The following is a 13,776-nucleotide window of genomic DNA, read 5'->3' as shown; positions in this document are numbered from 1 at the left end:
CACCTTATTATATATATAGCAAACATACTAAGATATGAAAAAGTATATTTCAATCATATTGGCAAGCCTCGCCATGGTGTCGTGCGTAGACACCGTGCTGCTTCCCGATGACAAGACTGTGGACGAGGACTTCTGGAAGACTAAAGACGAGGTTGCACAGATGGTCAACGGCGCTTACCAGTCCATGCTCTCTGCCGATGTCATCAACCGCCTTATCGTTTGGGGTGACTTCCGCTCCGACGAGCTGAAAATGGTGAGTATTGATGCCAACGCTACAGTTAACGCACTCACCGAGATTGATGCCGTGAACATACAGACCACCAACACTTTTGCTACATGGGGATGTCTGTATAAGGTTATCAACAACTGCAACATCGTTCTCGACAAGGCACCGGAGGTTATGGAGATTGACCCGTCATATACCGAGGGCGACTACCTCACCGACCGCTCGCAGATGCTCGCACTGAGAGCGTTGTGCTACTTCTATCTTGTGCGCAACTTCCGCGATGTACCATATTCGGCCAAGTCGTATATGACGAGCAGCCAGGAGATGAACATTCCGCAGCTTGCCCCCGACTCTGTGCTTCAGTTGTGTATCAAAGACCTTGAAGAAGCTGAGACTATCGCACTCGACCCGTCTGCCTTCACCGACTGGCGCAGGGTGGGATGGATTAACCGCGATGCCGTAAACGCTATTCTGGCAGACATATATCTCTGGCTTGGCTCTGTTCACCACGATGCAAACTATTACCAGAAGTGCGTAGACTACTGCGACAAGGTGATTGCGTCGAAGCAGGCTCAGCATACTCCTGACCGCGGTGAGATACAGGTTAATGAATATCCCCTTGCCGATGGCCGTGAGGCTTTCGAGGAACTCTATATTGACCAGAACGCCGAGGAGAGCATCTTCGAGCTGCAGTACAATGGAAACTCTAATTCCAATTCTGCCCTTTGCCAGATGTATTTCAAGTACGCCAAGAACAATTCGCCATCAGGCTATGTCAGGGCTGCGTCAATCTTCGGTACCGTCGGAACGGGACAGCCTGTGTATACTCAGACGGGTGACTACCGCTTTATCAACAATGTCTTCGAACCAAACACCAACCTTGAGGCATATGACATACGCAAGATGGTGTCACTCACAGCACTGACTGTCAACAACCCTGTTGGTGCAGCAGGCATGAAGCGGCGCGACGAATCTCGCCAGTACGACCGCTTCGCCCAGAACTACATCTTCTACCGTCTTACCGACGTGATGCTTATGAAGGCTGAGGCACAGGTACAGCTTGCAGTGGATGATGATGACATACGTCTGCGTCAGGCTTTCAACCTTGTGCAGGCTGTCAATAACCGCTCGCTCTATTCTGGCAACCTTGCCAGCGACTCACTGAAGTTCAACTACTACAAGACGCGTGTTGACTTGGAGCCGCTCGTCATGACAGAGCGTCTGCGCGAGCTGTGCTTCGAGGGCAAGCGCTGGTACGACCTCATGCGCTACAATTTCCGTCATGTAGAGGGTATAGAATACGGCAAGACCCTTTACCAGCAGCAGGAAGAAGGTAAGGAGTTTACACGCAACGATGCTACATTCCTGAACCTCGTGACGAGAAAATACACTTCAGGTGCTGCCGCAGCAGCATCAAAGATGCGCACGGAGCCTTATCTGTATATGCCTGTCAACCAGAGCGACATCGATGTAAACTATAACCTGCATCAGAATCCCGCATACAGGAGTGATTCTGAATATGAGAAGAACTATTAATAAAGGAGGACAACCAAATATGAACAAGAAATTTTTCAAAGCCTGCTTAGGCATGTTGGCCATCATGGTTGCTCTGGGTGCCTGCAACAAGGAGCCGGACGAGTCCAACCTGTACACCTTTACAGGCGAGACCATAGAGACGTTCATTCAGAAAGACAGCGACTTGACATCGTTCAACTATATTCTGACACGCGTGGGTCTCGACCGTATGATGGCCTCTTACGGGCAGTATACCTGCTATGCGCCTTCAAACGAGGGTGTGGCACTGTATATAGACAGTCTCTACAATGACCCGGAGGCCTCCATACCACACAACGGTATGACAGCCAACTCGCTCGAGGGACTTAACGACAGCTTGTGCAATGACATCGCGCGCTACCATCTCACCAATGGTCTCTACAGCATCATAGAGATGGGCGGTAGTGGTGCCACTATCACCACAATGCTCGGCAGACCAATATCCTCGAAAGTTGACTCACTTGGTCGTACGGTACTCAACAATGTCTCAACCATTATAAGTGAGGACAATGAGGTGACCAACGGTCTGGTACACAAGCTCAATAGGGTAGTGCCACGCTCTTCCCGTCTGTTGGGCGACACCTTCGACCGTCTTGAGGGCTACACCATCTTCAACGAGGCGCTCAGGAAGACTGGGCTCGTTGACTCTATTAAGGAGTCGATGAAGTACCGCACACTCTCCGACGGTACACGAACAACGAAGTTTGACAAACCTGCAGACATCACCGACACTAACGGAAGTGAGCTTTATTGTCCAACAGAGTGCAAGATTGGATATACCATCTTTGCCGAGAGTGATGAGGTGATGCGTGCCAACGGCATCAACAGTTTCGAGGACCTCGTGAACTATGCAAATAAAGTTTATGGTGGTGCCGCTGCATGGTATGACTACATCCGTGAGAAGGGACACACCGTGAGCACGGGCAACGACTATACAAACCGCTGGAATGCCCTGAACATGTTCGTGGCTTACCACATACTCTACGCCTCTATGGCTCAGGACCAGCTGGTATTCGAGAAAAAGAGTGGTGTGCCATTGGGAACCAGCAAGTGGAACTATGTCAACGGAGCTGACCCATACGACTACTATGAGACCATGCTGCCCCACACATTGCTCAAGATATGGGAGCCTCAGCCTGGCAATACTCTCTACATCAACCGCTACCAGACATTCAATACCCTCACCAACGAGGTGGGCACCCGCGGTACCAACCATACGCTCGTAAATCCAGGTATCGAGATTGAACGTCTTGATATCACGGCATACAATGGTTACATCCATCCTATCAAGGGTATGCTCGTATATAATGAGCAGGTGCCGGACGGAGTACTCAATGAGCGTCTGCGCTTCGAGGCCACTACATTCCTTCCGGAGTTCATCAACAACGGCTTCCGGTATATGCTCATGAGCGAGGTGTCGGCAATGAACGGTGGCAACAGTGGCGCGCGTCTGGCTTTCCCCGTAGACTATTTCGACAACGTCATCTGCTACAATGGCGAGCAGACAAAGCTGAGATACAACGTCAAGGGTGACTACCGCGCTTACCAGGCTGATGCCTTCCAGGGATGGGGACAGTACGACCTGGCCATAAAGTTGCCTCCTGTTCCGTCAGGACTCTACGAGTTCCGCCTGTTCTACTCTCCTATGGGTCACGGCGGTATGATGCAGTTCTACTGGGGTACCAGCAAGAACGTGCAGGAGATGACGGCCTTGAGTATTCCTCTTGATGTCCGCATACAGGAAAGTGACCCACGTATCGGCTGGACAGCATTCTATGAGGAGGACGACATGGGCGTAGCCTCCGATGAGGCCATGAAGAACCGTGGATACATGCGTGGCCCGTACAGCTTCTGCGGACACCCGGGCGATGATGGTGATACCAAGACGACCAAGAACTGCCGTGGTGATGGTGTCGTAACCCTGCGTAGGGTGCTCGGCGTTGTCAACGTCAAGCAGAGCGATGAGTTCTGGTTCAGGTTCAAGAACGTTATCAACGATGACTCTGACCTGAAGTGGCAGCTCGACTTCGTAGAGTTTGTTCCAATGAACGTTGTCGACAATACCATGTACTCCGAGGACTGGTTCTGATGACAGCCATATATGAGGGAGCGGCCTGACCCAAACAACAGGCCATGGCTGTTGCCCTCATCACGCAAACAGCACACATAGAAATAAAACTCTGAAACAGACAATATTATGAACAAATTATCATATAAAGGACTTATGACCGCCGCAACAATGCTTGCAGTAACGTCATGCTCCGACTTCTCCGACTACAACGACACTCCGGTGAGTGACGTTCAGCAAGCCGAGAGAACGCTGTGGGACAATATCTCACAGAACGACCAGCTGTCCGACTTTGCCACCCTTGTCAAGAAGGCAGGCTTTGACGATGAGCTGAGTCAGCCACACTTCTATACTGTATGGGCACCGGTAAACGGTACCTATGACGCTTCCTCGCTTATGTCTGCCGACTCGGCAACGGTGCTCTACCAGTTTGTGAAGAGCCATATCGCTGAATACAACCATGGCATCTCCGGCCCGGTAGACGAGCGCATCCATGCCCTCAACCGCAAGTCGTTTGTCTTCGAGGGCGATGGACAGTACACTTATGCGGGGCAGGCACTCAAACAGCTCAATATTCCAAACTCCAATGGTATAATGCACTTGCTCGATGGTGCTGCACGCTTCTATCCCAATATCTACGAGTATCTCCTCACTTATGAAGGTATCGACTCTGTATCGGCATATTTCAAGCGTTATGAGACAAGCGTTCTCGACACCAAGAACAGCGTGCTTGGCCCAACCATCAATGGTAAGCAGACCTACATTGACTCGGTGATGATTACCTCCAACTCTCTGCTCAAAATGCTTGATGCCAAGCTTGACAAGGAGGATAGTACGTATACCATGCTTGTACCTACCAATGAGGCTTGGCAGGCGCAATATGACAAAATCAGCAAGTCCTTTAACTTCATCAACACCACCGTGGCACAGAACATTGACGAGGCTACAGCTACGGATAAAGTTCCTACAGTGTCCGTGACTGTTGACGCGGCATACACCAAGGACTCTCTGACAAGGTTATACTTGGTTAGTGACTTGGTATACAACAACAACAACTATTACAACAACTGGCTTGTCGACGATGCTGTGGAGCCTTACGATACCTTGTTGTCCACGACTTATGGGTTTATTACCAATCCACAGGAGGTTATGTCAAGGGTTATCGACCGTGAGACCATGAGCAATGGAACTTTCTGCATTGTCGACTCGCTGGCCTTCCGCCCATGGGAGTCTTGGTGCTTCTCCTTGCCCCAGTCGCCTATGAACAGCCGCACGTGGACTGGTTCCAACAGCTACCTATATATCGATCAGGCTGATTTCGATTCTGTTAAATATGTACCTGAATATCCAGGTATTACTTCGTTGGGATATCTGTGGGTAGCTCCTCTGAGCAACTATGGTAAGCCGCAACTCGACGTCAAGCTGAGGAACGTGCTCTCCACCACCTATAATATATATATAGTTCTCGCGCCGAGCCAGGACTATGGTGAGGATGACAATGGCAACAAGTTCCAGAAGCCAAACATGCTCGACTTCTCACTGAGCTATTGCGATGCCAAGGGTAAGCTCGCAACACAGAAGCTCAACCAGAAGGTTGTCAACGACCCTACGCGTGTCGATACCCTTGCCGTAGGAACGTTCACATTTCCTGTTGCATATGCAGGCTTGGGGAACACAGTATATCCCAACCTCAAGATCACAACCGACTTCGGAGTCTTCGACAAGGCAAAGATGGCTGCATATACCCGAGACTTCCGCATAGTCTCGATACTTATGAAGCCGGCCGAGCTTGACGAATTTGAAGCTACTAAAGAGTAACGATTATGAAGAGCACTATAATGAACATCATGCAGAGACATGGTCTGAGACTATCGCTCTGCGCAATGGCCCTCGGCCTCAGTACCTCCGCTTTCGCACAGACAGATGACGAAACCGAGGAGGTAGAAATGAGCATCAAGCAACCTAAGCGACAGCGTGCCGTTGCAGATGACAAATATACGATGATGACAATCAGTGGAACTATCGTCGACCAGGTGTCGAACAAGCCACTGGCTGGTATCCAGCTACGTATGCTGGGCAACGAACGCTACACCGCCATGACTGGTGCTGATGGTACATTTAATATCAAGGTTCCGACATTTGCCACGAGCCTCTATGTACATGCGCCAGGCTTCATGCCCCAACAGGTGGCTGTCAATGCAGGCGACGACAAGCAGAAGGTAGACATAAAGATGCTGCCCGACAAGTACCGCGCCATGTACACTGACCATACTGTCTATACAGCTCAGAGCGGATTTGAGGCCAGTTCCAACAGCATAACTATAGAGAACGATATCGAGAACAAACTGGGTGCAGACGTCAGGACAATCACTCGCTCTGCCGCTCCAGGCATTGGCGCGTCTATGTTCGTGCGCGGTCTCTCGTCTCTCAATGCCAATGCCCAGCCGCTCATCGTCATCGATGGGGTGGAGCAGGACATGCAGCAGAACAGGTTGTCGCTGCACAGCAATCAGGTCAACAACATTCTTGCCAATATCTCGCCAGACGACATTGCCTCCGTGCGTGTTCTCAAGAATGCCACTGCACTCTACGGAGCTCGTGGAGCCAACGGTGTCATCCTCATCGATACCAAGCGCGGCAATTCCATGGCTACACGCATTGATGCCAATATCTCCGCAGGAGTGAGCCTCGTGCCGCAGTTGCCTACGATGATGAATGCCTCGCAGTACCGTAACTACGCTACAGAGATGCTGGGAACTGTTCCTGAGAATGTCAACCTCGACACTCCTATCTCGTTCCGGTTCCTGAACGATGATCCTAACAGTTACTATTACCACACATATCATAACGATACCGACTGGAGCGACTATGTTTACCGCACAGCACTCACGCAGAACTACAGCATCAACGTGCAGGGTGGTGACGACATAGGTATGTACAACCTCTCCGTGGGCTACATCAAGGCAGAAAGTACGGCTAAGAAGAACGACTTCGACAGGATGAACGTGCGTTTCAATACAGACATCAACATCCTCTACAACCTTAAGACCAAGTTCGACATCTCCATCAGCCGTACAAATTCGAGCGTCTTTGATGATGGAGCGCCAGAGGACCTTGATGCAGGTACCATAACCTCACCAACATTCCTCTCGCTCATCAAGGCTCCTATCGTGAGTCCATACCAGTACAACGCCATCATTGGCGGATTTACCAGCCTGCTCAGCGACTACGATGACATCTATAGCCAGCTCGGACCAAACTATGGTCTTGCCAACCCTGTGGCTATCCTGCAGAACAGCAACGGTGACAACAAGAACAAGTCTGAGAATACGTACTTCAATGTACGCATCGAGCCTGCCTATACAATCAATCCCAGCCTGAGCCTCACATCGATGTTCAGCTATACGCTCGACCGTAACTCGCAGAGGTATCATCGTCCCTACAATGGTGTGCCGCCGTTCGAGATTGCCGACCTCGGTACTGTTACAAGTATGGCCGCCTCGCTATTCTCCAAGGAGATTAGCGTAGTCAGCAATACTCATATAGACTGGCATCACCAGTATGGACGCCATACCATAGGAGCGTTTGGCGGCTTCAAATACACCTACTTCTCGTTCGATGACAACGACCTGAAGACTGAGTACACCTCTGCCACCAATGACAAGAACCCGTCACTCAGCGCAGGTACTGGTTTCCAGCACATCAACGGCAACAACGATGTATGGAAGAATATCCACTGGTATGCAAATGTCGACTATAACTACATGAACCGCTATTTCGCTACAGTGTCGTTGTCGGCAGAAGCAAACAGCCGCTTCGGCAAAAAGGCTGGTGGCCTTGACCTGTGTGGCGTGTCATGGGCATTGTTCCCAAGCGTGCAGTTGGGATGGGTTATGACCAATGAGAAGTGGTTCCCCAAGACAGGTGCCATCAACTATCTCCGCCTGAATGCAGGCTTTGACATGAGCGGTAATGACGACATATCAAACTATGCCGCACGTACAAGCCTTTCGGCTGTAAGGTTCAACTATAATGCCATAGGTCTACAGCTCACCAACATCGGTAACGACGAGATTAAGTGGGAGACCAGCCGCAAGTTCAACGTTGGTCTGCAGAGCTTCCTTGTAAACAACAGAATTGGAGTAGACTTCAACTTCTACATCAACAAGACTTCAGACCTGCTGACACTCAAGACCTTCGATAACCCTATAGGCGGTATCAACAACTACTGGACCAATGGCGGAGAGCTTCAGAACTGTGGTTTTGAGCTTACCTTCACTGGCAAGCCTGTGGTGTCGCGCCTCTGGAATATCGAGCTTGGCGCTACCGTAGGACACTACAGCAACGAGGTAAAGAAGCTGCCTGACGGTGACTATACCACGTCTATTTATGGCGACAACAACATCCTCACTGCTGTCGGCAAACCCGTAGGACTCTTCTACGGCTATCAGACAGCTGGAGTTTTTGCCGACGACAACGAGGCACGCTCTGCTGGCAAGGACGGATACCTTTATATGGAGGACAATGCCGGACAACGCAACAATTTCGTTGCTGGTGACGTGCATTTCATCGACCGAAACAATGACGGCATTATAAATGACCTTGATAAGACTGTCATCGGCGACCCAAATCCTGATATCTATGGTAATATCTTCGCCACAGTAAGCTTCCGTGACTTTACCCTCACCATGGGATGGAACTACAGTCTTGGCAATGATGTATATAACTACCAGCGCTCAATACTCAACAGCGGAAGCACTTTCTACAACCAGCAGGTGGCAGAAGTGTCGCACTGGCGCTACGAAGGCCAGCAGACTGCATTCCCGCGCCTGGCCTATGGCGACCCGCTCGGCAACAACCGTTTCAGCGACCGCTGGATTGAGGATGGAAGCTATCTTAGGCTCAAGACCCTTAACCTCAGCTATAAGGTGCCTGTTCCTGGCAGCTGGACTTGGCTGCAGGGTCTTACCATCTGGGCTCAGGCCGAAAACCTGCTGACATTCACCAAGTACTGCGGCAGCGACCCAGAGTTCAGCATCGGCAACGGTGTGCTCTACCAGGGCATCGACTGCGGCAACCTCGCACAGGGACGAAGCTTCTCATGCGGAGTAAAGATAAACCTCTAACCACTATCAACAAACGATATGAAAAAGATCATTATATCACTCTTTGCAGCTATCGGAGCACTCATGCTCCCCAGCTGCTCCGACATGCTCGATACCGAGAGCTCACGCCAGCTCTTCGACAAGGAGCTTGACAGCAAGACCGACTCCGTTCACTTTGCCTTCGGTGTGATGCAGGCCATGCAGCAGCTTGCTGACCAGTATGTATTCATAGGCGAGATGCGCGGTGACCTTGTCAGGACAACTGAATATACCGACAACAATCTTCGTCGTCTGGCCGACTTCTCTGCCGACACCTCCAACAAGTATGACTCGGCTTATGTGTACTATCGTGTCATAAACAACTGCAACTACTATATTGCACACCGTGACACCACGCTGCTTACGGGTAGCACGCTCGTTGCTATGCGAGAGTATGCGGCCATCAAGGCTTTCCGCGCCTGGGCTTACCTGCAGCTTGCACGCACATATGGCAAGGTGCCGTTCTTCACGGATCCTCTCACCACTATCTCGCAAATCAACAGCAGCAACTATCCGTCGCTCGATATTGACGGTATTGTAGCAGCGCTTGCGCCAGACCTTGAGCAGTATAGCGGATATACCGTTCCTAACTACGACAATGTGGATATCGGTGCCACCAACTGGGGCTCCACCAAGCGTATGTTCACCAAGTACTGCTTCATTCCTGTTGACGTAATTCTTGGCGAGATGTATCTTGAGGTTGGTGACTTTGCCCGTGCGGCATCCCATTACACCACCTACCTCACACGTGTGGCTGAACCAGTCGACCGTTATGCTCTGGGATTTAGCTCAAGGCTATCATTCTCGGACATCACTTACGTACCATCTGACTACGATGGAGGTCTATCCGGGGTGCTTTGGAGTGCTATTTTTGACAACAACTCAACGATTGACTATCTGTCATACATCCCAATGTCTGTAAATCGCCTGCGTGGAACTACCACGTCCTTGCCGTTGGCCTTCGGCTTCAACTATTATTCCACATCCAGCAGAATAGACAGCCTTAGGATGGACGAGGTTCAGATTATGGCTTCAGATCAATACTGGGCATTGTCCGACAGTTGTGACTATTACTATTATCGCAGCGTCACTGGAGGTCTGCCACAGCAGTATGTTGGCGGTGTGAAGTGGGGCGATATGCGCTCAAAAGCCATTGTTACCAAAGGTACGGGTGCAGACTCAACCAAGCAGTGGATTACCAAGTACAACAGTGGAAACATTTATCTATACCGTACTTCCACCATTTACCTGCACCTTGCAGAGGCACTCAACCGACTGGGACATGTCGATGCGGCATTTGCCATTCTCAAGGATGGTATCACGGAATCCCTCCTCGACACCACACGTACCTATATCACTGATGAGACACGCGAACTTCTGCAGAACACCTATCCGCTCCTTTCTGACCAGTATAGGTCTCTCTTCCCGGCACAGACCAATTCCAACTATGCCAGCACCAACTTTGGCATCCACCAGCATGGTTCTGGCGTAACAGGAGACGGCAACTATCCTGGCCGTTCGCCCTATCAGCTTGATTCTATTGTCGGACAGAAGATGAGGAGCATTGCCCAGACCTATCAGGTGAATGTCGGAACAACTAAGGCGGACTCTATCAATGCCATGGAGGACTTGCTCTGTGACGAGTATGCTCTGGAGTTTGCATTCGAGGGAACACGCTGGTACGACCTTATGCGTCTTGCACGACATAAGAACCGTGCCGCCCTCTATAATCCTGACTTTGGTGGCCGTTGGCTCGCACGCAAGTTGCAGTACAAGAACCCGGTAAAGGACCTTACAATACCTGAAAACTGGTACTTGCCATTCAAATAGTCCAAGTCGCTATATCGCAAAGAACATAATCCAGGCTGCTCATCCATAGTAATGAGCAGCCTGTTTTTTTTGTCAAATATACAGGAGGCGGTACGCGCTGAAAGCGCAGAAGCACATAGCCCAGGGTAGAGCGTAGCGGCACCCTGGGTTATTTCATGTAGGTGACGGCTCGCCCTGCAAATGGCAAAAGCGTAGATAATGGCAGGACAGATAACGCTTTTGCGCTTATTTTACGAATCATGTGGATTGGGACAAACACAAAAAAAGGTCAAGCATTGCTTGACCTTTTGTCGGGGCGACAGGATTCGAACCTGCGGCCGCCTGGTCCCAAACCAGGAGCGCTACCGGGCTGCGCTACACCCCGAATGCTTTATAGGAAGTGTTTTCCTTAATTGCGGTGCAAAGGTATAACTTTTTTCTGTAACTGCCAAATGTTTTGCCTACTTTTTTATCCTTGATGGTTCTTTTCCCTTATTCGATGGCAATAATGCCATGAAAAAGAGTCTGCCCTTACTTGAAGAGCAGACTCTTTGTTGGAATAATATCTTGTTAACGAATCTACTTGATGATGCCAAGCTCGACGAAAACTTTCTTCAAAGCCTGCACTCCATATTCTACCTGCTCCTTTGTGTGGTTGGCCATAAGGGCAAAGCGCACGAGGGTGTCCTGAGGAGCGCATGCGGGTGGAATTACAGGGTTGATGAATACACCTGCCTCGAATGCGGCCTTGGTAACAGCAAATGTCTTCTCGATGTCGCGAACGTAGAGAGGGATGATTGGACTCTCTGTGTCACCAATCTCAAAGCCTTCCTCGCGGAAGCGTGTCAAGGCATAGCGGGTAACATCCCACAGAGCCTCAAGACGCTCGGGCTCTTGCTGAAGAATGTGAAGAGCCTCCATGGCAGCTGCTGTGGCAGCGGGTGTGTCGGATGCACTGAAGATATATGTACGACAGCTGTGTTTCAGGAAATTGATGGTATCACTGTCTGATGCTATAAAGCCGCCAATGGAAGCAAGGCTCTTTGAGAATGTTCCCATGATGAGATCAACCTCGTTGGTAAGGCCGAAATAATCGCAAACACCACGTCCGTTGCGTCCAAATACACCTATACCATGAGCTTCGTCAACCATGATGGAGCAGTTGTACTTATGCTTAAGCTCCACGATTTCAGGCAGTTTGGCTAAGTCGCCCTCCATGGAGAACACACCGTCAACGACGATTAGTTTAACAGCATCATGTGGTAGTTTCTGGATTACTCTCTCAAGGTCCTCCATGTCGTTGTGCTTGTAGTGCAGCTGGGTAGCGAAGGAGAGCCTGCGTCCGTCAACGATACTTGCATGGTCACGGTCGTCACATATTATATAATCATTGCGTCCTACGACCATAGCCAGTACACCTTGATTTACGGAGAAACCTGTAGAGAAGCACAAAGCCTCGTCCTTGCCAACAAATTCTGCCAGTTCCTTCTCCAATTGGACGTGCAGGTCCAATGTACCATTCAGAAAGCGACTGCCCGCACATCCTGAGCCATACTTGTCGAGTGCGGCCTTGGCTGCATCGATGACGCGCTGGTCACCTGTCAAACCTGTGTAGGCATTCGAACCGAACATGAGAACCTTGTGGCCTTCCATCTCTACCTCGGTGCCCTGTTTGCTTGTGATAGCTCTGAAATAAGGGTATACACCTGCGGCCATGTACTTCTGGGGTTCTCTATAATTCTTGTATCTTTCTTGTAACTGTCCCATTTTAAATTGGTATAGAATCTTCTTGTGTTTTAATTAGGCTGCAAAGATACAAATTATTTGCGGAATATCAACATTTTTTGGAATAAATATATCTTTTGTGCTTTTTTTGTTTTTCTCCCAAAGGTTTTTTATTGGGAATTTGCTAACTTTGCAGACATGAATAAAAGGATTGTCTTCATAATGAACCCCATTTCGGGAACATCCAATAAGGCAGGAATCCCGGAACTTATTGCAAACACGCTCGATACAAGTCTTTTCGACTATGAGATTAAGTACACCGAGCATGCCGGACATGCCTTCGAGCTTGCCTCCGAGGCCAAGGATGATGGTGCAGACATTGTTGCGGCCATAGGTGGTGACGGAACGGTAAACGAGGTGGCAAGGGCCATTGTGCATTCAGAAACGGCATTGGGTATTGTCCCCTGTGGCTCAGGCAATGGCTTGGCCAGGCATCTGTTGCTTCCAATGCAGCTGAAAAAATCCATTGAGCTTATTAATCATTGCCAGATACACGAGCTCGATTATGGTATTATCAACGGTCACCCGTTTTTCTGTACCTGCGGCATGGGCTTTGATGCGTTCGTGAGCATGAAGTTTGCCGAGGCGGGTAAGCGCGGCCCTATAACGTATGCAGAGAACATACTGAAGGAAGGCTTGAAATACAAGCCCGAGACATACGAAATTGAGGATGAGAGCGGCACTATGCGCTACAAGGCTTTCCTTATTTCCTGTGCCAATGCCTCGCAATATGGCAATAACGCATACATAGCTCCGCAGGCATCAATGAGCGACGGGCTGATGGATGTCATTATCATGGAGCCTTTCGATGTCATAGAGGCTCCACAGATTAGTATCGATATGTTCAACAAGACGTTGGACAAGAATTCCAAGATTAAGACTTTCAAAACAAAAAAACTACACATACACCGCAATGAGCCCGGACTTATCCATTATGACGGAGACCCAATAATGGAAGGCAAGGATATAGAGGTGGAAATCAAGCCAAAGGGAATAAAGATTATCGTAAACCCCTTTGCCGACAAGAGCCTTCGCAAGCCGAATGCCCTTCAGACGGCTGCCTGCGAGCTGTTCAACGAGATTAACCTGCTTAGGGACGACATAGCCAAACAGGGCAACAAGGCTCTGGCCATAAGCAAGAAGTTGCAACGAAAGCTTAACAAGTAACCTCCACCTTAACTCACAATCAT

Annotated in this window: 7 protein-coding genes and 1 tRNA gene; 6 read left to right on the top strand and 2 right to left on the bottom strand. The window is 49.8% G+C overall.

Features of this window, described 5'->3' with window-relative positions:
* Positions 1 to 34: 34 nt before the first annotated feature.
* The 5 genes from CIL02_RS05335 (at position 35) to CIL02_RS05315 (ending at position 10,822) form a co-directional block, all read left to right on the top strand.
* Positions 35 to 1,762, top strand: a complete 1,728-nt coding sequence (locus CIL02_RS05335; protein WP_094399695.1) for a RagB/SusD family nutrient uptake outer membrane protein — start codon at positions 35 to 37, stop codon at positions 1,760 to 1,762.
* Positions 1,763 to 1,781: 19 nt separating this feature from the next.
* The gene (locus tag CIL02_RS05330; RefSeq protein ID WP_094399693.1) at positions 1,782 to 3,869 is read left to right on the top strand and encodes a fasciclin domain-containing protein; all 2,088 of its coding nucleotides are present in this window, start codon (positions 1,782 to 1,784) and stop codon (positions 3,867 to 3,869) included.
* 108 nt (positions 3,870 to 3,977) lie between these two features.
* Positions 3,978 to 5,666, top strand: a complete 1,689-nt coding sequence (locus tag CIL02_RS05325; protein WP_094399691.1) for a fasciclin domain-containing protein — start codon at positions 3,978 to 3,980, stop codon at positions 5,664 to 5,666.
* Between the two features lie 5 nt (positions 5,667 to 5,671).
* Positions 5,672 to 8,974: a SusC/RagA family TonB-linked outer membrane protein gene (locus tag CIL02_RS05320; protein ID WP_094399689.1), complete on the top strand. Its 3,303-nt coding sequence runs from the start codon at positions 5,672 to 5,674 to the stop codon at positions 8,972 to 8,974.
* An 18-nt stretch (positions 8,975 to 8,992) separates the two neighbouring features.
* Positions 8,993 to 10,822 carry a RagB/SusD family nutrient uptake outer membrane protein gene (locus tag CIL02_RS05315; protein WP_094399687.1) on the top strand — a complete coding sequence of 610 codons (1,830 nt, stop codon included), beginning with the start codon at positions 8,993 to 8,995 and terminating at the stop codon, positions 10,820 to 10,822.
* Between the two features lie 290 nt (positions 10,823 to 11,112).
* On the opposite strand, the gene CIL02_RS05310 is transcribed toward CIL02_RS05315, so the two are convergent.
* Both CIL02_RS05310 and CIL02_RS05305 read right to left on the bottom strand, forming a co-directional pair.
* Positions 11,113 to 11,186: transfer RNA gene (locus tag CIL02_RS05310), tRNA-Pro, on the bottom strand.
* 194 nt (positions 11,187 to 11,380) lie between these two features.
* Positions 11,381 to 12,568, bottom strand: coding sequence for an aminotransferase class I/II-fold pyridoxal phosphate-dependent enzyme (locus tag CIL02_RS05305; RefSeq protein WP_094399685.1), 1,188 nt, complete (start codon positions 12,566 to 12,568; stop codon positions 11,381 to 11,383).
* A gap of 156 nt (positions 12,569 to 12,724) precedes the next feature.
* Between CIL02_RS05305 and CIL02_RS05300 the strand changes: the two genes are divergently transcribed.
* Positions 12,725 to 13,753: a diacylglycerol kinase family protein gene (locus tag CIL02_RS05300; RefSeq protein ID WP_094399683.1), complete on the top strand. Its 1,029-nt coding sequence runs from the start codon at positions 12,725 to 12,727 to the stop codon at positions 13,751 to 13,753.
* Positions 13,754 to 13,776: the final 23 nt, after the last annotated feature.

The organism is Prevotella sp. P3-122, assembly GCF_002251365.1.
In the GTDB taxonomy this organism is placed as follows: domain Bacteria; phylum Bacteroidota; class Bacteroidia; order Bacteroidales; family Bacteroidaceae; genus Prevotella.
Note: the sequence above shows the minus strand (reverse complement) of the source record. Positions and strands in the feature narration are given on the sequence as shown.